This window comes from Pseudescherichia sp. AS216 (genome assembly GCF_037152055.1).
Lineage (GTDB): Bacteria > Pseudomonadota > Gammaproteobacteria > Enterobacterales > Enterobacteriaceae > Pseudescherichia.
This window is the reverse complement of sequence record NZ_JBBCMV010000001.1, coordinates 208,545-228,060: the sequence shown is the minus strand read 5'-3', so window position 1 is coordinate 228,060 and position 19,516 is coordinate 208,545. Positions and strand designations below refer to the sequence as shown.

Annotated in this window: 23 protein-coding genes; 6 read left to right on the top strand and 17 right to left on the bottom strand. The window is 59.3% G+C overall.

Features of this window, described 5'->3' with window-relative positions; all coding sequences use genetic code 11:
* Positions 1-3: 3 nt before the first annotated feature.
* A complete protein-coding gene (locus tag WFN61_RS01140) occupies positions 4-207 on the bottom strand; it encodes an MbtH family protein (RefSeq protein WP_144813799.1) in 204 nt (67 codons plus the stop codon).
* A gap of 27 nt (positions 208-234) precedes the next feature.
* Entirely contained in the window at positions 235-1,455 is a 1,221-nt protein-coding gene (fes, locus tag WFN61_RS01135) for an enterochelin esterase (RefSeq protein WP_312235063.1), read from the bottom strand.
* Positions 1,456-1,657: 202 nt separating this feature from the next.
* On the opposite strand from fes, the gene WFN61_RS01130 reads away from it, so the two are divergent.
* The 3 genes from WFN61_RS01130 (at position 1,658) to WFN61_RS01120 (ending at position 5,568) form a co-directional block, all read left to right on the top strand.
* Entirely contained in the window at positions 1,658-3,880 is a 2,223-nt protein-coding gene (locus tag WFN61_RS01130; RefSeq protein WP_144813807.1) for a TonB-dependent siderophore receptor, read from the top strand.
* A 346-nt stretch (positions 3,881-4,226) separates the two neighbouring features.
* Positions 4,227-5,120: a winged helix-turn-helix domain-containing protein gene (locus tag WFN61_RS01125; RefSeq protein ID WP_186370511.1), complete on the top strand. Its 894-nt coding sequence runs from the start codon at positions 4,227-4,229 to the stop codon at positions 5,118-5,120.
* A gap of 127 nt (positions 5,121-5,247) precedes the next feature.
* Positions 5,248-5,568, top strand: a complete 321-nt coding sequence (locus WFN61_RS01120) for a hypothetical protein (RefSeq protein WP_257756830.1) — start codon at positions 5,248-5,250, stop codon at positions 5,566-5,568.
* On the opposite strand, the gene WFN61_RS01115 is transcribed toward WFN61_RS01120, so the two are convergent.
* Genes WFN61_RS01115 through WFN61_RS01060 form a run of 12 tightly spaced genes read right to left on the bottom strand, consistent with a single transcriptional unit; the run spans position 5,565 to position 15,324 of the window.
* Complete coding sequence (locus tag WFN61_RS01115; protein ID WP_337037249.1) at positions 5,565-6,551, bottom strand: flagellar hook-associated protein; 987 nt, start codon at positions 6,549-6,551, stop codon at positions 5,565-5,567. The genes WFN61_RS01120 and WFN61_RS01115 overlap by 4 nt on opposite strands.
* Positions 6,552-6,571: 20 nt before the next feature.
* On the bottom strand, positions 6,572-7,501 hold the full coding sequence (gene flgL / locus WFN61_RS01110; RefSeq protein ID WP_257756827.1) for a flagellar hook-associated protein FlgL: 930 nt from the start codon (positions 7,499-7,501) through the stop codon (positions 6,572-6,574).
* A gap of 21 nt (positions 7,502-7,522) precedes the next feature.
* Positions 7,523-8,896: a flagellar hook-associated protein FlgK gene (gene flgK, locus WFN61_RS01105; RefSeq protein WP_312175764.1), complete on the bottom strand. Its 1,374-nt coding sequence runs from the start codon at positions 8,894-8,896 to the stop codon at positions 7,523-7,525.
* Between the two features lie 19 nt (positions 8,897-8,915).
* Complete coding sequence (locus WFN61_RS01100) at positions 8,916-9,224, bottom strand: rod-binding protein (protein ID WP_337037244.1); 309 nt, start codon at positions 9,222-9,224, stop codon at positions 8,916-8,918.
* Positions 9,224-10,336, bottom strand: a complete 1,113-nt coding sequence (locus WFN61_RS01095; protein WP_337037243.1) for a flagellar basal body P-ring protein FlgI — start codon at positions 10,334-10,336, stop codon at positions 9,224-9,226. Before WFN61_RS01095 ends, WFN61_RS01100 begins: the two co-directional genes overlap by 1 nt.
* Before the next feature lie 13 nt (positions 10,337-10,349).
* Positions 10,350-11,015, bottom strand: a complete 666-nt coding sequence (gene flgH, locus WFN61_RS01090; protein ID WP_257756823.1) for a flagellar basal body L-ring protein FlgH — start codon at positions 11,013-11,015, stop codon at positions 10,350-10,352.
* A gap of 11 nt (positions 11,016-11,026) precedes the next feature.
* Positions 11,027-11,812 carry a flagellar basal-body rod protein FlgG gene (gene flgG / locus WFN61_RS01085; RefSeq protein WP_144813839.1) on the bottom strand — a complete coding sequence of 262 codons (786 nt, stop codon included), beginning with the start codon at positions 11,810-11,812 and terminating at the stop codon, positions 11,027-11,029.
* Positions 11,813-11,841: 29 nt separating this feature from the next.
* The gene (locus tag WFN61_RS01080; RefSeq protein WP_144813842.1) at positions 11,842-12,579 is read right to left on the bottom strand and encodes a flagellar basal body rod protein FlgF; all 738 of its coding nucleotides are present in this window, start codon (positions 12,577-12,579) and stop codon (positions 11,842-11,844) included.
* An 18-nt stretch (positions 12,580-12,597) separates the two neighbouring features.
* On the bottom strand, positions 12,598-13,791 hold the full coding sequence (gene flgE / locus WFN61_RS01075) for a flagellar hook protein FlgE (protein ID WP_257756820.1): 1,194 nt from the start codon (positions 13,789-13,791) through the stop codon (positions 12,598-12,600).
* A 23-nt stretch (positions 13,792-13,814) separates the two neighbouring features.
* Positions 13,815-14,546 carry a flagellar hook capping FlgD N-terminal domain-containing protein gene (locus WFN61_RS01070; protein ID WP_337037240.1) on the bottom strand — a complete coding sequence of 244 codons (732 nt, stop codon included), beginning with the start codon at positions 14,544-14,546 and terminating at the stop codon, positions 13,815-13,817.
* A complete protein-coding gene (flgC, locus tag WFN61_RS01065; protein WP_144813852.1) occupies positions 14,543-14,974 on the bottom strand; it encodes a flagellar basal body rod protein FlgC in 432 nt (143 codons plus the stop codon). Before flgC ends, WFN61_RS01070 begins: the two co-directional genes overlap by 4 nt.
* A gap of 2 nt (positions 14,975-14,976) precedes the next feature.
* Entirely contained in the window at positions 14,977-15,324 is a 348-nt protein-coding gene (locus tag WFN61_RS01060) for a flagellar basal body protein (RefSeq protein ID WP_144813855.1), read from the bottom strand.
* 90 nt (positions 15,325-15,414) lie between these two features.
* Between WFN61_RS01060 and flgA the strand changes: the two genes are divergently transcribed.
* From flgA to flgN, 3 genes are all read left to right on the top strand, one after another.
* Positions 15,415-16,173: a flagellar basal body P-ring formation chaperone FlgA gene (gene flgA / locus WFN61_RS01055; RefSeq protein WP_337037236.1), complete on the top strand. Its 759-nt coding sequence runs from the start codon at positions 15,415-15,417 to the stop codon at positions 16,171-16,173.
* A gap of 83 nt (positions 16,174-16,256) precedes the next feature.
* Positions 16,257-16,562, top strand: a complete 306-nt coding sequence (locus WFN61_RS01050; RefSeq protein ID WP_337037235.1) for a flagellar biosynthesis anti-sigma factor FlgM — start codon at positions 16,257-16,259, stop codon at positions 16,560-16,562.
* The gene (flgN, locus tag WFN61_RS01045) at positions 16,562-16,990 is read left to right on the top strand and encodes a flagellar export chaperone FlgN (protein ID WP_337037232.1); all 429 of its coding nucleotides are present in this window, start codon (positions 16,562-16,564) and stop codon (positions 16,988-16,990) included. Before WFN61_RS01050 ends, flgN begins: the two co-directional genes overlap by 1 nt.
* A gap of 40 nt (positions 16,991-17,030) precedes the next feature.
* Here flgN and fliJ read toward each other — a convergent pair whose 3' ends face one another.
* Genes fliJ through fliH form a run of 3 tightly spaced genes read right to left on the bottom strand, consistent with a single transcriptional unit; the run spans position 17,031 to position 19,514 of the window.
* A complete protein-coding gene (gene fliJ, locus WFN61_RS01040; RefSeq protein ID WP_257756812.1) occupies positions 17,031-17,483 on the bottom strand; it encodes a flagellar export protein FliJ in 453 nt (150 codons plus the stop codon).
* Positions 17,480-18,823 carry a flagellar protein export ATPase FliI gene (gene fliI / locus WFN61_RS01035; RefSeq protein WP_144813872.1) on the bottom strand — a complete coding sequence of 448 codons (1,344 nt, stop codon included), beginning with the start codon at positions 18,821-18,823 and terminating at the stop codon, positions 17,480-17,482. The genes fliJ and fliI overlap by 4 nt, the downstream gene beginning before the upstream one ends.
* Positions 18,801-19,514: a flagellar assembly protein FliH gene (gene fliH, locus WFN61_RS01030; RefSeq protein WP_144813875.1), complete on the bottom strand. Its 714-nt coding sequence runs from the start codon at positions 19,512-19,514 to the stop codon at positions 18,801-18,803. The genes fliI and fliH overlap by 23 nt, the downstream gene beginning before the upstream one ends.
* Positions 19,515-19,516: the final 2 nt, after the last annotated feature.

Sequence of the window (19,516 nt, the reverse complement as noted above, 5' to 3'; positions counted from 1 at the left end):
TCCTTAACGCGCATGATACGCAGGGGTGAGGTTCTGCCACTGCTCCGCCAGCCAGGCGTGACACACTGACGACGGTTGCGGGTCGGCAACCACGTGCCAGCCCTGCGGCAGGGCGCACTGCTGCGGCCACAGGCTATAGCGCTGCTGCGCGTTTTGCAGAATGTAAAACTGACCCTCTGGATCGTCGAAGGGATTACTGAACTCCATACCACACTCCTGTCGTGGAAAAATGCTTTACGGCGCAGCCTGAAGCAGCGGCTGCCAGAGCGTCATGAGCCCTGCGGTTAGCCCGCCGCGCCAGCACAGCGCGTCGTGTCCGCCGTCGGTGGGCCGCCAGAAGAGCACCGCCGCCGTCGGCTGTAAAAGGGAATAGAGCGTCTGGTTAACGCGGAAAATGAGCGGTTCACGGGTTCCCGCCTCCAGCACGATACGTAGATCCTGCGGCTGAAGCGCGCCGGTTTTTAGCTGCTCGATCATCACGCCATCCTGCTGCGCACCGCGATGCGGCCACCAGTAGGAGCCGGACTGGCTCAGCACGCAGCCGAAGCGCTTTGGCCAGTTCAAACCGGCATAGAGCGAGGCCAGACCGCCAAAGCTCTGCCCGGCCACCACCGTGCGCGACGCCTCATCGCTGAACGGGGCCAGGGCCTTAACCTGCGGCAGCAGCTCCTCCTGTAACGCCTGCCAGAAGTCTGGGTTGCAGGGCAGCTCGCGGCCGCGCTGGGTGGTATCGATCGCGTCAACCAGCACGTACACGGCGGCTGGCAGCTTGCCATCCTGCGTTAGCGCAGCAAGAGCGGGCCAAACGGGCATGCTCTCGGCCCAGAATTGACCGTCCAGCAGCACCGCCAGCGGACGCTCGGTGACGTTCTCATCGCCGGTGGTGTAGATCCAGACCCGGCGTTTGTTGCCTAGCCGGCGGCTTCGCCAGGAAATGCAGGCTGCGGGCGTATAAGGGGTATCCTGCGGCGCATGCCAGCCCGGCTGCTCTGGCGCATCGGGCATCTCCAGGGCCGACACCGGATGACCGCGCCCGCCCCGCCACGACAGCGGATTGAGCGGATCGGCAACGGCGTGGGCCAGCAATCTGCGCCAGCCTTCGCGCAGGGCGATGCGATCCGGCACCTCGGTGCTGAACGCCGACTCGGCAAAGTCCTGTGCGTTTTTGGAGGGGATTAAGCAGTAGCTGCCGCGCCACTGAGCGTTAAGCGTGGTTTGCCAGAACCAGACGTCAGTACCGGGAATACGGCTCAGGGACTGCGGTCTGGCGTTTTGGTGATGATCGGTAACGCCGGTGATGTAGATCCACACATGCTGGATAGAAGACGTGGCTTCCGACCCCGCCGGATCGCGCCACCAGAAGGTGACCTGACATCGGTCATCACCCTCGCGGAACCACTCAGGCCCGTGTTTTGACTCCCACCAGGCATCGCTGCCCGTCGCTCGCATCGTCACCCTAATTAACCCCGTCGTTATTGCGGCATTTTTTCAAATGTAAGAAAATTTATTGATAATATTATTGATAACTATTTGCATTTGCAATAGCGTATTGGCGCGCTGTGGGAAGCGCGTCTTTCACATAATCATGCCATTAACCGCGTGCGTGCAGGGAACCAGGACGCGTTAGCGGTCGTCTGGCGACAAAACGGATAACACAATGAATAACAAGATTAAGTCCCTGACCTTATTGGTCAATCTGGGCATTTACGGGGTAGCGCTACCGCTTCATGCAGAGGAGCCGCCTGCTGGGGATGACACTATCGTTGTTACCGCTGCCGAGCAGAATCTTCAGGCTCCCGGCGTCTCGACCATCACTGCCGATGAGATCCGCAAAAATCCGCCTGCCCGTGACGTCGCTGAAATTATTCGTACCATGCCAGGGGTAAACCTCACCGGTAACTCTACCAGCGGCCAGCGCGGCAACAGCCGTCAGATCGATATTCGCGGCATGGGTCCGGAAAACACGCTGATCCTGATTGATGGTAAACCTGTCACCAGCCGCAACTCGGTACGTCTGGGCTGGCGCGGCGAGCGTGATACCCGTGGCGATACCAGCTGGGTACCGCCGGAGATGATCGAGCGTATCGAAGTGATCCGTGGCCCGGCGGCGGCACGCTACGGCAACGGCGCGGCGGGCGGCGTGGTCAACATCATCACTAAGCAGTCGAAAAACGAGTGGCATGGGGCATGGGATACCTACCTCAACGCGCCAGAGCACAAATCCGAAGGTTCAACCAAGCGCACTAACTTTAACCTGACCGGTCCGTTGGGGGGTGATTTCAGCTTCCGCCTCTATGGCAACCTGGAAAAAACGCAGGCCGACGCCTGGGATATCAATAAAGGCCATGAATCCTTACGCACCGGCAGCTACGCCGGTACCATGCCGGCTGGGCGCGAGGGGGTGAAAAACAAAGATGTGAACGGTCAGCTGCGCTGGGATTTTGCCCCCATGAACTCGCTGGAGCTGGAGGCGGGCTACAGCCGTCAGGGCAACCTCTACGCGGGCGATACTCAAAATACCAACACCAACGCGCTGGTGAAAAAGAATTACGGTAAAGAGACCAACCGTCTCTATCGCCAAAACTACGCTTTGACCTGGAACGGCGGCTGGGATAACGGCGTCACCACCACCACCTACGCGCAGTACGAGCACACCCGTAACACGCGGAATAACGAAGGTCTGGCCGGTGGCACCGAAGGGATCTTCTCCGACGAGAACTTCTCTAATATCGACCTTGCCGACGTGCTGCTGCATAGCGAAGTCAACCTGCCGCTGGATCTGCTGGTCAACCAGACCCTGACGCTGGGCAGCGAGTGGAATCAGCAGCGCATGAAGGATCTGGCGTCCAACACCCAGTCGCTGACCGAAGGCGGCACCCTCGCCGGGGTTAACCCAACCAACCGCAGCCCCTACTCCCAGGCAGAAATCTTCTCTCTGTTTGCGGAAAACAATATGGAGCTGACCGACAGCACCATGCTGACGCCGGGCCTGCGTTTTGACCATCACACCATCGTGGGCGATAACTGGAGCCCGTCCCTCAACCTCTCCCAGGGGCTGACGGACGACATTACGCTGAAAATGGGCATCGCCCGCGCGTATAAAGCCCCAAGCCTGTATCAAACCAACCCGAACTACATCCTCTACAGCCGCGGCCAGGGCTGCTACGCCAGCGCCGGTGCCTGTTACCTGATGGGCAATGACGATCTGAAAGCAGAGACCAGCATCAATAAAGAGGTCGGCCTGGAGTTCAAGCGCGACGGCTGGCTGGCGGGTGTGACCTGGTTCCGCAACGACTACCGGGACAAGATTGAAGCGGGTTATGCGCCGATTGGCAGAGCATCGAAGGCCACTACGGACGTTTATCAGTGGGAAAACGTGCCTAAAGCGGTAGTAGAAGGCCTGGAGGGGACGCTGAACGTACCGGTGACCGACACCGTAAACTGGACCAACAACCTCACCTACATGCTGCAAAGCAAGAACAAAACCACTGGCGATCGTCTCTCTATCATTCCGGAATACACGCTGAACTCAACGCTGAGCTGGCAGATCCGTCAGGATATCTCCGTGCAGTCCACCTTCACCTGGTACGGCAAGCAGCAGCCGAAGATTTACAACTACAAAGGCAACCGCGCCACGGGCAGCGAAACCGATGAGGTGAGTCCGTACAGCATTGTTGGCCTGAGCGGCACATGGGATGCGACTAAAAACGTCAGCCTGACGGCTGGGGTGGATAATCTCTTCGACAAACGTCAATGGCGTGAGGGCAATGCCCAGACCACGGGCAACGACACGACGAAATCCTATATGTACGGTGCAGGCGCAGCGACCTATAACGAGCCGGGCCGCACCTGGTACATGAGTGTAAATACGCACTTCTAATCAACAGCAGTAAGATCTTAAGCGCCTCTTCAGTATGGAGGGGCGCATCATCCCGCCGAATATCACTCTCCCAACGCCTAATAATAGACACGATAACTTACAATTTAAGGAAATTCTTAGATTGCCCCTCTATTCCACTTTCGCTAAATTGCCTGAGTAGTAAACATATACAGATCACGTTTTCGCCTTTAAAAAAATCAATTACCCATAAATCACTGCTATTATTGAAGTTATTAAAACACTCGTTTGTTAAATAGTGTTATACAATTGATAAAACAGTCTTATTAGCAACAACGCTTAAGCACTACTAATGCTTTTCCTTCTTCATTCAACACATAAAATGACTATGCATATGCTCTTAAATAAGTGGCGGCTCGACTCATCGCTCAATGCGTTGGTCCACGTTGAAACAGGTGAAATTCAGCGACTAGGTGAATTTCACTATATTCTTCTGGAAACGCTGGTGAGCCACGCTGGCGACGTTTTATCGCGCAATTTTCTTATCAATACGGTATGGAAAAACCGGGTGGTGGGCAATAACAGCCTGCCGACGGCTATCTATGCCTTACGAGCGGCGTTGGGTGACGACGGCCGCTTACAGGAGATCATAAAAACCGTACCGAAGAAAGGCTATGTTTTTAATAAAGATTTTATTACCTACACTGATGTAACCGCTACAGCAGAAACAGTGCGTCAGGAAGAGAACAGCGCGTTTGCGGCGGCGTTATGTCCCGAGCAGCCCGAGCAGCCCGTGAAAGAGAGGCAAGCCGTTATAAAATCAAAAAAAACTATTTTTATATCAATCATAGTTATCATAGCACTGGTTTTTGTCGTGAAATCATATTCCCACCTTGTCCATATTAATCAAACCATTAAAACGCTCTCTGCCCACACGGGATTGATTGTGAAAGAGGAGACAACGAAGGACTACTCACGCATCCGAATTTATCATCTGCATTCGGGTAATGACCCAGGCCATGAAGCACAGCTGGCGAAACATATGCCTGATGCGCTGAGCTCGATAAATCGGATGCTGCAGGCGAAGCAGATGACGGCTGTTTTCTACTACAGTGAATCGGTCGCTAAATTATCCATTAGTTTTATAGTTCAAGATAATTGCCATAATCAATATCAATTAATGTTGGGCATTCAGAACTGGCAAAATAGCGTAAAAGATTTGAATGATGTTGTTTATCAAGCGACTGAGAAAACTATTAATGAAATTCCTGCATGTAATTAATCCTTTTTTATTTTTAACATTCACCATATTAATAAGTTGCTTCTCGCTATCGGCAGCGGCCATTGTGCGAACCGACGTGGTTTTTTATGATTTAGCGACGGCTAACCAGCGTAGCTACAGGTTAGACATGCTTCCTACGCCAGGTGGCGCACACGCTACGCTGCAACGCGATGACAGCGCATTCGCTTTGTCAACGGATATTGCAACCTGCTTAAATACTCAGCCGTCCGCAGACCCGAAGGGGTATCTGCGGCTGAAGGCGCGGGATACCCAGCACGCCGATCCGGCTCTGGCCCCGTTTATGAACTTTACGCAGAATAACAGGCTGCGCGTTACGATGAAGCCGCTACCGAACGCGCAATACCTTCTGCTGGACAGGGACAGCCTGACCGTAGTGGTAGTGGATCCCACCATGATGACCATTAGCACAGCGGGATGCCAGCGCTAGCCGAGCAGGTTTTGCACCGTCAGCGCCGGAAGATTAGCCTGGCCGTTTACCGCCTGTGCCAGCGTAGCGTAATCATGGCCGACCCATGCGAGGGTCTGCCCCAGCGCGGCCGACGCCCGCTCTGCACCCTGTGCGTCAGGAATACGCGCCATCTCATCCATACGCTGGCGCGCCCTCTCCTGCGCCGACGACAGCAGCTGCCGCTGCTCCCCCACCTGGCCAAGCAGACTCTGCACCCTGCCCTGAAGGCCGTCACGCGACCCCGTCTCCAGCGCAGCGCCTAACGCTTCAGAGAGGGCAGGCTCAGCATGAAGAACGGGCCGCTCCGGATGTGCCCCTTGCGCATCGGCAACGGTAAACGAACGCTGTATCTGCGACCAGCCAGCCTCAGCGGTAGTAAATGTCCATCCTCCCTCGCCGTAGCGTGGCATAATGCCCGTCCGCTGCAGCGCGTGTTTAATCTGCATAAGCGGATTGAGCGTGTCGGCCGGATTAGCCAGCGATACGGCCGCCAGACGCCGCCCGCCCTCCGCGTCAGCGCTGAACATCAGCGACACCGGCTGGCTGCTCTCCTCTAGCAGCGCGGCCAGCGCCGGGGCATGGAAGATCACCTGCGGCTCCCCTTGCAGCACCGGCAGCAGCTGTCTGTCTATCCGGCCCGCTGAGAGCTGAACCCGGTTAATCAGCAGGTCCTGAAGCGCTTCGCTCTCGCCTCCTCGCCGCCCGCCGGAGGTGGCATAGCGATGATCCAGCAGCGCTTTTTCCAGCCGGGAGAGGTAGCTGTCCGCCTGCTGGAGAGCAGTAAGCTGATCGTTGAGCTGCACGCTGTAGCGCTGGGGACGAATGGCGAGCAGCGGCGAGGCAGGATACTCCTCGCGCCCAGCCCGTCTGGGGATCGGCGGCACCCGTAGCGGGTCGCCGATCTGCGGCGGAGCGAGTTCCCCGCCAGCGGATCGCGTCGTTGTCTGTAAGCCAACCTGCATGGTCACTCCACCGAGCTGCATTAAATAACGTTAAACAGCGAAAGATCGCTGACTTTAGCGTAGGTCTTCATCGTCGCCTCCATCGCCATCTGCAGGCCGGTAAAGGTGACCGTTGCCGGGCCATAGTCAAGATCGCCAAGCTGGCCGATCAGCACACTGTTGCTGTCGGCTACGCTTGTCTGCGCATCGCTAAGCATGGTCAACGTATTCTGCCGCTCACCCAGGCTGGCAATGACGCTACTAAGCGATTCAGAGGCCGCGTCGAGGGTGTCAATGGCATGGGTAATATCGCTCTGCAGCTGTGGGTCTGCCGGATCGACGCCAGGGTTCTGCAGCTCCGCAGCCAGATCGCCAAGGGTGTTTAACACGTCCAGATTCGCACCAAACATGTCGCTTACCGTCACGTTGGTCTCGATCTCAATGCCGCTGGCAACCGTCGCTGTCCGGTGCTCGCCGTTGCCCTGGTAAGCATACTCATCCGGCTTGCCGTCACCGTCGGTATCGTCATAGCTTACGGGCGGGGTGGTGTTTTTCGTGCCGCCAAAGAGATAGTGGCCCTGCCCGTCCTGATAGTTCAGGGAGGCCATCATTGACCGGGTCAGGGAGGCGATCTCCTGGCCGAGGTTAGTCAGCGTCTCCGGCGTGGTGGTGCCGTTCGCCGCCTGGATCAGATCGTCGCGAATGGCCAGCAGGCTGTTGTTGACGCCGTCGAGCAGGCTCTCCTGCTGGCTCAGGGTTGCCGAGACCGCCTTAATATTGCTCTGGTACTGCGTGATAGCGGACTGCTGGCTGTTAAGCTGGTTAAGACGGGTCATGGCGATGGGATCGTCCGACGGCAGGATCGCCCGCTGGCCGGTGGCCATCTGGGTAACCACGTGATCCAGCCGGCCGGAGAGCTCGGTGAAGCGGCTGGTCATAGAGGTATAGGCTTGTTGAGTGCTTATGCGCATAAAAAGTGTTTTCCCACTGGGTTAAAACATCTCCAGCACGGAGTCAAAAATCTTCGCGCCGGTAGAGATGACTTTCAGGTTGGCCTGGTAGATCTGGGTGTAGGCGATCAGATTGACAGCCTCCTCGTCCATGCTAACGCCGCTCACGCTGCTCCACTGGTTCTGCGCTTCGCTGTAGACGTTGCTTGCCGACTCGGCCTCGGTCTGGTTCTGACGGCTGTAGATGCCAATGTTGCTGATAATGCTGGTGCAGGCGCTACCGACGGTGACTGTGCCAAGGTTGGCGATGGTCAGCGGCTGGCCAGCAATGCCAATCAGCGCCTGTAAATTGTTGCCATTGCCGGGGGCGTCTGGGGCGCTGGAGAACGCCAGCTGGTCTGGCGTGATATCCGGGTTGATCATCAGCGGGCCGTCCGGGCTATCCCCAGCATAAATAAAAAGCGGCGCGCCGGGGTTGCCGTTGAGATCGTATCCCGCCGCCAGCTGGCTATTGACCGCCGTGGTAAACTGCTGGGCAATGCTGTTGATGGTGTCGGTGAGCGGATCCAGCACCTTGTGCTGGTAGTCAAAGAGCGCCCCCAGCGAGCCGCCGGTCGCCATCGTCATGTTGCTGGTTGTCCCGGCAAAGGTGAGCGTCAGGCTCTGCTCTCCCCCGCTGCTACTCTCCATCTTAATGGTGGCGCTCTGCTGACCGCTCACCAAGGGCTGACCGTTTTGCAGCGTAACGTTGTAGTTACCCCGGTCGTCGATATTGACCTGAATATCCACCATCCCGCTGAGCTGCTCAACCATTTGGTCACGCGCGTCGTACAGCGCTGAAGGGTTGTCGCCGTTGGCCTCGGCCTCGGCGATCTTCTGGTTGTAGTCCGCAATACCGACGGTCAGGGTGTTGATCTGCGAAATAGTCGCCTGCTGCTGGCTAACAATCTCGCTGCTCTGGGAGTGAATATAGCGGGTAGTATTATTGAAGCGCAGCGCCAGAGCATTGGCTTCGCTGAGTACCTGCTCCCGCAGGGCCGGATCGTCCGGCGTGGTAGAGGCGGCATTCAGCGCTGCAAAGAAGTTGTCGAATCCGGCATTCAGGCTGCTGTTCTCGTCGCTGAGCACCGTCTCCAGCTGGGTCAGATACTGCTGCTGGGTGGTGTAGTAGCCATAGTCGGTGGCGGCAAACCACACCTGGTTGACCAGGTACGGGTTTGACACGCGGCAGATGCTGTCGACCTGCACGCCGTTGCCGGCGCTGTTCAACGCCCCCGGACTGGCCCCCATCGTGCTGGTCTTTGCAACCTGCCGCGTATAGCCTGGCGTCATGGCGTTGGCCGTATTCTGCGCCGTAACGTTAAGCTGCACCTGAGCCGCCGACGCGCCGCTGTAGCCTATATTGATCATATCCATGCTGTGAATCTCCTTGCTGTCAATCACGGTGCGCCGAGAGCTGCTTAACGAGCAGCTCCGCAATACCGATACTCTGCTGATTCGCCAGGCTATCGCAGAGCGCATCGTCGTACACCCCCTGCATCATGCGCCCGGCATCGCTGTTGAAAGGGTTATCTTTAGACTCAAAAAGGGCATTCACCTTTCGCATCTCCTTAAGCATCTGGCGCATAAAGATCGCCTCAAACTGCTGGGCGGCCTGCCTGAGATCGTTCTCACGTACGGCGGACGTATCGGTAACGTCGTCAGCGCCCTTGCGCAGAGAGGTTAAAGCGTTAAGGGCATCCATTAGATCACCTCCAGGTCGGCATCCAGCGCGCCCGCCTCGTGTAGGGCCTGCAGGATCGACATCACGTCATCCGGCGAGGCACCGAGGCTGTTCAGCACGTTCACCAGCGTCTTCAGGCTGCTTGACTCCGGCAGCGTGACCATCTGCGCGCGCGGGGTAGTTACATTGACGCTGCTTTGCGGTGTGACCGCCGTGCGGCCACCGGCCAGCGCGTTAGGCTGAGTGACGCTGCTGCTCTCGGTAATCGAGACCGTCAGGCTGCCGTGCGATACCGCCGCGGCGTGAATCTTCACCCCCTCGCCCATCACCACCGTGCCGGTACGGGCGTTGAAGACGACCCTGGCGCGCACGCGCTCCGGCGTAATCTGCACGTCCTGCAGCTGCGACATAAAGGCCACCCGCGCACCTGGGCTGGTGGGCGCCGTCACCTCTACGCTGGTGGCACTCTTCGCCGTTGCCAGCCCGCCGCCGAAGGCGCTGTTGATAGCATTGGCAATACTGTTAGCGTCCTTGAAGCCGGGACGCTTCAGGTTAAGCATGACGGTGTTGCCCATCTCAAAATCGCTGGCGATCTCGCGCTCCACGGTGGCACCGTTGGGGATCAGCCCGGCGGTGGGCGTGTTGACCGTCACGCTGGAGCCGCTGGCCCCGCTGGCACTCATACCCCCTACCACCACATTGCCCTGTGCCAGGGCATAGATCTCACCATCCGCGCCGTGCAGCTGGGTCAGTAGCAGCGTGCCGCCGCGCAGGCTTTTCGCGTCGCCAATAGAGGAGACCGTAACGTCAATGCGCTGCCCCCGGGCGTACATGGGGGGCAGCGTGGCGCTGACCGCCACTGCGGCGACGTTTTTCACCTTGGGATCGATCTTGTTCGGCAGCTGCACCCCAAACTGGCGCAGCATGTTGGTAAGGGTCTGGTTAGTAAACTTGACCTGGTTTTTATCACCGGTCCCGTCGAGACCGACCACCAGGCTGTAGCCAATCAGCTGGTTGCCGCGCACGCCCTGAATATCGATCAGCGAGGCCAGCGGCTCCGCCACTGCCGGCACAGCGTAGAGCAGCAGTAGAACGAGCGGGACGATACGGGCGCATCCTGAAAAACAGCGCATAACATCTCCTGGGTTATAGCGGGAACAGCGGGTGGTTAAAGAGACGGGTCAGCCAGCCCGCCGCGTTGGCATCGCTGAGCGCCCCGCGTCCGGCATAGGAGATACGGGCGTTGCCGATGCGCTGGGAAGAGACCGTATTGTCGTTACCGATGTCGTCAGCTCGTACCAGCCCGCTCAGACGCAGATACTCGTCGCCCTGATTGAGGGTAAGCCACTTCTCACCGCGGATCTCCATCACCCCGTTGGGCAGCACCTGGTGCACGGAGACGGTGATCGACCCATGCAGGCTGTTCTGCTGCTGGGAGCTGGCGTTGCCGTCAAAGTCCCGCGAGGCCTCGGCGGAGCTGGCCAACTTCTCCTTTGCTTTTCCAAACACCGTCGGCACGCCCACGTCGAGGCTGCTCTCCTTGCCAAAATTGGTTTTGGCCTGCTTGCTGGACTGGGTGGACTCTTCGAGGATCACCGTCAAAATGTCGCCTACCCGGTAAGCACGCCGGTCGGCGGTCAGTGACCAGCTATAGCCAGTCTCGAACACGCCACCTGCCCGCCCCTCTGGCGTCGGCTGGGCCTCCATTTTGGGCGGCGCGTAGGCCTGGTCATCCTTTTTGACCAGGAGCGCCGGCGATTCGCAGCCCGTCAGCCCTGGAAGCAGCGCCATTAACCACAGATATCGTTTCACGTGTGTGCTCGCTACAGATTCTGATTGATGTACTGCAGCATCTCATCGGCGGCAGAGACCATTTTGGCGTTCATCTCATAGGCGCGCTGGACGGTGATCATCGCCACCATCTCGTTGACGATGTCGACGTTGGATCCCTCCAGCGCGCCGCCTTTGAGCGTGCCCAGTGCGTCCTCACCCGGCGTCCCCTCCGTCGGCTGACCGCTGGCCGCCGTTTCGAGATAGAGGTTATCTCCCTCTGCCAGCAGGCCCGCCGGGTTGGTAAAGTTCACCAGCGTGATCTGCCCCAGCTCGCTGGGATCGCTGTCGCCCGGCATTGTGGCCATCACCGTGCCATCCTCGCCGACGGTGACGTTGGTAGCATTGGCGGGAACGTCGATCTCCGGCTGCAAGGGGAGCCCCTGGGCGTTAGTCAATACGCCGTCGGCATTGACCTGCAGATTACCGTCGCGGGTGTAGGCAATGTCACCGTTAGCCTTCTGCACCTGGAAAAAGCCTTGCCCCATGATAGCGACGTTGAGCGGGTTGTCGGTGGTTTCGATATTGCCTTCGGTAAAGGTTTTCTGTGTCCCAACTACGCGTACGCCGCTACCGTACTGAATGCCGGTGGGGGCGATGTTGTTTTGATCCAGCATGGCCCCGGGCGCTCGCTGATTCTGGTAGAAGAGATCCTGAAACATTACCCGGTCGCGCTTGAAGCCGTTGGTATTAACGTTGGCGATGTTGTTGGCAATGGCGCTCATCTGGGCATCTTCCGCCGACAGGCCGGTTTTACTGATCCATAGTGCTGCATTCATGCTGCGGTATCCTTAAATTAGAGACGCAATCAGGAGCCGCGTAGCAGGCGGTTGCCTGCCTCGCTCAGATCCTGGGCCGCCTTCATCATTTTGATTTGGGCTTCGAACTGGCGGCTAAGCGAAATGGAAGCCAGCATTTCCGTGACCGCCGTAACATTGCTGCCCTCCAGGTAGCCGCCGCTGACGTTGATGTTCTCATCCAGCGGCGCACGGCTGCCGTCCGCCGTCACGATCATTCCCTGGCCATTTTTAGCCAGGTTCTCCGGCGGAATGGTCACCAGCTTCAGGCGATCGATATCCATAGTGGCGGTGACGTCGCCGTCATCCGGCGTAATCGACAGCGTACCGTCGCGGCCAAAGGAGGCGATGGCGTTGGGCGGCAGCACGATCGGGCCGTTATCGCCCAGCACCGGATAGCCGTTGATAGTGAGCTGACCCGCCTCGTTCTGTACCATATTGCCGTTGCGGGTATAGACCTCGCTGCCGTCGCTGTTCTGCACTGCGATATAGCCCTCCCCCTGAATCGCCACATCCAGCGGACGGCCGGTCCTCTCGGCAGCGGCGGAGCTGGCATCGACGCCGCTGGTCTGCGGCTGGACCATCACGCGGGTGGCAAACCCCAGGCCCCTAACCGCCTCGCTCTGGGACAGCGCTATATCGGCACGAAAGCCGGTGGTATTGGCATTCGCCAGGTTGTTGGCGCTAATCTGCTGCTGCATCAGCGAATGGCTGGCCCCGCTGACGGCGGTAAAAAGTAAACGATCCACTGCTCTGCTCTCTTTCCGTTACATCGCCTGGAATAGCGCCTGGTCCAGCTCGCTGCTGGCCGAGATCACCTTGGTATTGGCCTGGTAGTTACGCTGCGCGGTCATCAGATCCACCAGCTCGCTGGTGATATCGACGTTGGAATTCTCCAGCATCCCCGTAGAGAGCGCCCCGAAGGTGCCGCTGCCGGGCGTTCCCACCAGCGGCGTGCCAGACTCGCCGGTCTGAACCCACGCCGTTCCGCTGATGGCCCGTAATCCGTCCTCGTCCGGAAAAGTCGCCAGTACCAGCTGGCCCTGCAGCATGCGTTCCCCGTTGCTGTAGGTGGCATAGATTTTACCGTCGCCGTCCACCTGCACGCCGTTTTGCTGCGCGGAGGCGTATCCGTCGGCGGCATTAGTGGTGACCGAAAAAGCGGAGCCGTACTGGGTACAGGCTGCATAGTCAAAGGTCATCGCAATGGGTGCTGCACCCGGCGCGCTGAAGGTCATCGGCACCGCTGCCGCCGGGCTAACCAGCTTGCCCTGCTCGTCAAAGGCCAGCGTCGTGGTGGTGGGCTGGGTCGCCCCATCAAAGCTGTAGTGCACCTCCCAGCTGTTATCCGCCGTTTTGGTGAAATACTGGCTGACCGCATGCTCGTTGCCCAGTGAGTCATAGACCGTGGTGGTGTAGGTGGTGTTATATGACGCGGCGTTGGCCGGGTCGAACGGCACCGCGCTGGTATCAATGGCCGTATCGGCGGCGTTGAAGTTAGCGCCAAAGGTCAGAGTGCTGGTTGCCCTGGCGGGTAGCGAGCCGGTCTTGATCTGCAGATCCGTCACCGTACCGGTTTGCAGCGCCCCGCTCTCATTAACCGGGTAGCCCTGCAGGAAGTCGCCGGAGGCGTTGACAATATAGCCATCCTTATTTGTGTTGAACGATCCCGCCCGGGAATAGGTGACGTTGCCCGCGCTGTCCTGAAGCATAAAGAAGCCGCCGTCGTTGATTGCCAGATCGAGGGCGTTACCAGTAGAGACCATAGAGCCGCCGCGGGAGATGCTCTGGGCCGTTCCGGCCACGCTTACCCCCATCGCCTGGGTTCCGGCATACATGGCGGAGAAGTCGGTAGTCATGGACTTGTAGCCCACCGTTCCTGCGTTGGCAATGTTATTACTGATGCCATCCAGCTGCTCATTCACCGCGTTCAGACCGCTAGCTGCAATGCTGTAACTCATAACTTACTGCTCCTTTTAAATTGTCAAACTATGTCCTGGGTCGGCGTCTCATCCGGCGTGCCGAACTGGCTGATCATGGTGAAAGGCACCTCTCCTACGCCACTGACGTTGAGCAGCGGCGTGCCGCCATCCAGCGGAATGCGCACGTCGGTCACCATCCCCGTCACCTCGACCGGCACCTCCTCCTCCCCGGTATCGGTGACCACCGACACGCTGTAGTCGCCGGAGGGAATACCGTAGTCCGCAGGGTCGATGCTAAAGGGGACGCCCCCCGGGCCAAACGACGTTCCCGTCAGTGGAATGTCGTAGTCGTTTCCGACCTCGTCGGTGAGATGGATATCAACTCGGGTACAGGCGTCATCCAGATCGATACGGCCCTGAATAGCGCCGTCACCCACCTCCAACGTCGTGGTCTGGACCATGATTGGATCGCCCACCATCTTGCCCAGCGCCATCACCTGGATATTGCTCATCAGAATGGCGTTGGTGTTCATCTCCGTGGCGACCTCCTCCGCCATCGCCACCTGGGCCATAGAGGCGAGCTGGGTCACGTACTCGGTGGGATCGGTCGGATCGGTGGGATCCTGGTTCTGGATCTCCGCCACCAGCAGGGTCAGGAAGGTGTCGGCCATCGACGTGGCGGTCGTCGTTGTCGTGGTCGTCGCTGTCGTTGTCGCAGCTGTAGCGGTCGTGCTGGTTGTGCTAGTTGTGCCTGGCCCGGCATAGGGTGCGTTCAGCGATACGGACGAACTCATGTGCTCTCTCCCAGCTTCAGCAGGCTTTGCTGCATGCTTTTGACGTTGTTCAGCACGTCAACGCCGGTCTCAAAGTTGTGCGAGGCTGACATCATATCGGCCATCTGCTCGACCACGTTGACGTCCGGATACCAGACGTAGCCATCCCGGTCGGCGAGGGGATGGTGTGGTTCATAGCGCCGCACCGCGCTGCCGCTCTCGATAACGTCCTGTACGCGTACGCTGGCTCCCGTCAGATCGTGCTGCCCCGCCTGCACCAGGCTGCTGTGGTAAACCGAGGCGAAGACTGGGCTGCGCGATTTATAGACCGCCGCCTCACTCTGCGCCGGCGAATCCGCGTTGGCCAGATTGCTGGCAACGGTATTGAGCCGCACTGTCTGGGCGGTCATAGCCGAGCCGGCGATCTGGTAGATGTCAGAAAATGACATAGCTATTTCCCTTCGATAGCGGTTCTCAGGCCGCTGATAGACATATTCAAAAAGGTCAGGCTGCTCTGATAGTCGAGGCTGTTTTGTGAAAACCGCGCCTGCTCGCTATTCAGCTCTACCGTATTGCCATCCTGTGTCGGCTGCATCGGCAGGCGGTACATCACCTGCGCGTTAGGCAGCGTGCCGCCGCGATTTGCCCGTTGCATCTCGCGGACAAAATCAATATCTTTGGCCTTGAAATTTGGCGTATCGACGTTCGCCAGATTGGCGGTAAGCAGCTCGGTCCTCGCAAGACGTAGCTTCACCGCCTGTGGGTGTACACCCAGTGCTTTCTGAAAGCTGATCCCCATTGTGCATTGCACTCCTTTCCTAATAACGCATGCGCGTGCCTATAAGGCAAAAAACGTGCCAAATATTAAGTTATTGAAAAGGTTTACTTTATGTACACTGCAGCCGCTGTCCGGAAAGTTTTTTTCCGCATCCTGACCACCGTTCTTTTTTCCGCCCCGCCGCTCGTCGCGGCGCAGACCTCACCGCCCACGGCTCGCCAGCAGATCAATGAGCAGGTAGTGCATCTCGCCGGAGAGGCCATCGCCGGGCTGGCACAGCGCGCGAGCTGGCACGACTACCGCTACACCCTCAACGTGCTTATTCCCGGCAGCGTCGCCGCCCTGCCCGCCTGTAGCCAGCCGCTGCGCCTCAGCGGCGAGCCTCTCCAGCAGAAAAATCTGGCTCGCCAGCGCTACAGGGTAGCCTGCGGCAGCGGCGCGTCGTGGCAGGTATTAGTCACCGTTAAGGCCGACCTCTACCTGCCGGTGGCAATGGTCGCCAGAGAGATTGCCCGAGGTGAAGCCATTACCGCCGACAAACTGGTAATGAAGCGGTATAACATCAGCAACCTGAGCGGCGATCCGCTACTGAGCGTGGGCGACGCGGCAGGACGGCTCGCCAAACGTACTTTGCGCCCGGGGAAGACGCTGCTGCGTAAGCAGCTGCAGCAGCCGCTGCTGGTAAAGCGTGGCGCGGCGGTGACTATCGTTTCGCAAACGGACGGCATCAGCGCGCAGACGGCGGGCGTAGCGCTAAAAGAGGGACGCCTGCAGGAGAGTATTAAGGTGCAGAACAGCAGCAGCGAGCGGGTGATTGATGCCATCGTTGTTGGTCCCGGTCGGGTGAGCGTTGGCGGTGGCACGCAATAATTTTTTCACTGCCGCTTAAGTTTTTGCTTTACGCTGCCGCTTTCCCTGCGTAACCGATAAAAACGTTCTGCGATGAGAAACCTATGACCCTCACAACTCCTGGCATAACACCCGGGCAGCTTGCCTCCTGCGATGCGGCAGCGCTCGTCCCGTCGCCGCCCGAGGCGGCAAAAGTCGAACCTGTTGCCCCTGCCCCATCCTGTGCAGACGATATCACCCAGCAGGGTCTGCAGGCGGCGCAGCGCAGCCTGACGGAGGCTTCCGTCTCTGACATCGACGCGGAAAGCGTGGGTCAAATGCAGGCGCTGCTGGCGTCGCCGCAGTTTTCCATTGACGCCGATGCGCTGGCCTCTGCCATGCTGGACTTTTTCAGCACCAGGGGGGCGTAGTGAGCGCCAGACTTGAGCAGGTGAAGCTGCTACTACGCGGGATCCGCCTCGATAGCGAACGTTACCAGCAGCTCTACACCCTGCTGGAGGAGCAACGCATGGGCATGATCCGCCGCGCCAGCGATGCGCTGGCTGTCGTGAATGGGCAGATTGATCTGCTCTACCCCGCGCTGAGCGCGAGCACCCGCACCCGCCATGAAACGCTGCTGTCACTGGGCGTTACGCCGGATAGCGCGGGCATGGCGCAGGTGTTCAGCTGGCTGCCTGCTGCGCAAAAGGCGGCAGCGAACCAGGCGTGGCAGCAGCTGGCGGGTAGCGTTGCGGCGTGCAGACGCTTCAATGAGAAAAACGGCGAGCTGCTGATCCGCCAGTATGCATTCGTGCGGGATTTTTTGGGTTTTGAGCCTGACTTTATCTATCGCCCCTGACGTCCAACCCGCAGTTGGGTTGACCCGGTGATGACCATCGTTACCGCTCCTGCTCCGTCAGGCGCTGGGTGCGCAGCCAGCTTTGGCTGGCGATCTCATCAACCTCTTTCTGTTCGCGGCTGGCCTGCTCGCTGGCCGCCCTCTCTCGCTGATCGTCGAGTGTCAGAGCGACAATTTTCTCCTGGCAGGCCGCCTGCAGGAGGCCTTTTTGCAGCTGCTGCATTTTGATCTCCGCCAGCGCCTGCTCCTGCTCCTGCCACTTCATGACGCGCAGCAGGTTACCTTTATAACCCGCCATATTGCTTAGCGTCTGAGGGCAAAAATGAGGCTGCGCCTCGGCACGGGTCTTCGGCATGAGCTGCCTTAGCGCCCTGAGGTTGTTCTCGTACTGGATAGCGACCTGCCGCTGCCGGGCCAGCGCCACCGTTGTGGTTTGCACCGTGCTGTCGCGAAGGCGTTGAAGCTGGGCAAGCGTGTCAAGCATCTGCTTCACGAGTTCTCTCTCTGCGCCTGTGGAGAGGGAAACAGCGCGGCGATTTGCGCCTGCACCTGCGCCAGCGGAGCCGGTTCGTTTACCTGCTGGCGCAGAAAACGTTCAATGGCTGGAAAGCATTTCACGGCCCTGTCAACCAGCGGATCGGCCCCCTCGACGTAGCCGCCAAGCGGGATCAGCGGTTTGATCTCCATGTAGGCGGCATAGTGCCGCTTAAGCTGGCTTACGGCCTGCTGGTGCCACTCAGGGGTAATCTGCGTCATGCAGCGGCTGATTGACTGCCCAATATCGATCGCCGGATAGTGCCCGGCCTCGGCAAGCTTGCGGGTTAAGACGATATGGCCGTCCAGCACCGCCCGCGCGCAGTCAACGATGGGATCCTGCTGATCGTCCCCCTCCGCCAGCACGGTGTAGATGGCGGTCATGGAGCCGCTGCTGTCGCTGTTGCCCGCGCTCTCCACCAGCCGGGGGATCATGCCAAACGCCGAGGGCGGGTAGCCTTTAGTGGCTGGCGGCTCCCCCAGCGAGAGGGCAATTTCTCGCTGGGCCATGGCGTAGCGGGTGAGGGAGTCAACCAGCAGCAGCACGTCAAAGCCGCGATCGCGAAACCAGGCGGCAAGCGTATGGCACAGCTCGGTCGCCTTCAGGCGCATCAGGGGCGACTCGTCCGCCGGTGCGACCACGACGATAGATTTAGCCAGCCCTTCGTGGCCCAACGCCCTATCGATAAACTCTTTTACTTCGCGGCCCCGCTCGCCAATCAGTCCGACCACCACAATCTGGGCGCTGGTCTGACGGGTAATCATGCCAAGCAGGACGCTTTTGCCGACGCCGCTCCCCGCCATCAGGCCAACCCGCTGGCCTTTGCCAATAGTCAGCGCGCCGTTGATCGCCTTTACCCCGACGTCCAGCGGCTCATCTACGGGTCGGCGGGTTAAGGGATTGACCGTCGGTGCCATGGAGGGCAGCGGATGAATACCGCCCAGTCTGCCTTTGTCATCGATCGGCTCGCCCAGCCCGTTAACCACCCGACCCAGCCAGCTTTCGCCGACCAGCAGCTGCCTGGCCTTCTGCTGGGGAAAGACGCGCGCCCCTGCCATCAGCCCTGTCGGCTGTTTAAACGGCATCAGATAGGTCACGTCGCGGTTGAAGCCCACCGCCTGCGCATCGATAAAACCGCGCTCCGCGCTCTCGATGCGGCAGAACTGCCCCGTCGCCAGCTGGCAGCCCACGCTCTCCAGCAAAACTCCGTTCATCCGCACCAGTCTGCCCGCCACGCGGGTAAAGGAGATAGACTCAATGGAGCGCAGCGCGTCGTCAAAGGGATGCGGAGTGTTCATCCGTCTCTTCCGGGGTCAGGGTCTCTTTCAATACCGTCATGCACTGCTCAAGCCGATGTCCACAGCCAACGTCCAGCTCCGATGCATCGGTCACAATGCGGCACTCTCCGGCGGCCAGCTCCGTTGAAGCCGTCAGCCCCCATGCATTAACCTTTTCCGGTGCCACGCTCTGGATGCGGCTAAACTCATCGGCGCTAAGATAGACCTTCAGCGGATCCGGCACGGCGGGCATAGCAGCGATAGCCTCCTCCACCAGCGCCAGCAGCTGGGTTGGCTGCAGCGCCAGCTCGCAGCGGATCACCTGGCGGGTGACCTTCTCCACCAGCTGCAGCAGATCCTCCCGCTGCTTACGCTGAAGATGGGCAAAATAGTCGTTGAGGCTGCCGACAATCGCCTCCAGCGGCTGGGCGGCCTGGGTAAACTGTGCCAGTCCATCCCGCTGCCCTACCAGGCTACCTTCAGCAAAACCTTGCCGATAGCCTTCAGCCTCTCCTTTTGCCAGCCCCTCCTGAAAACCGGTCTCCTGCCCTTCGCTGACCCCCTCAGCAAAACCCTTCTGTAGCCCCTGCTGATAGCCGTCCATGAGCTGGCGCTGAAAGTCGGCGCTGCCTCCCCCCGGTGCAGCACGTTGGGCGGCCGCATTGCGCGGCGGGAAGCGGTGGAGGCGGTAACGGCCCCGTAGTGTCTGCATCG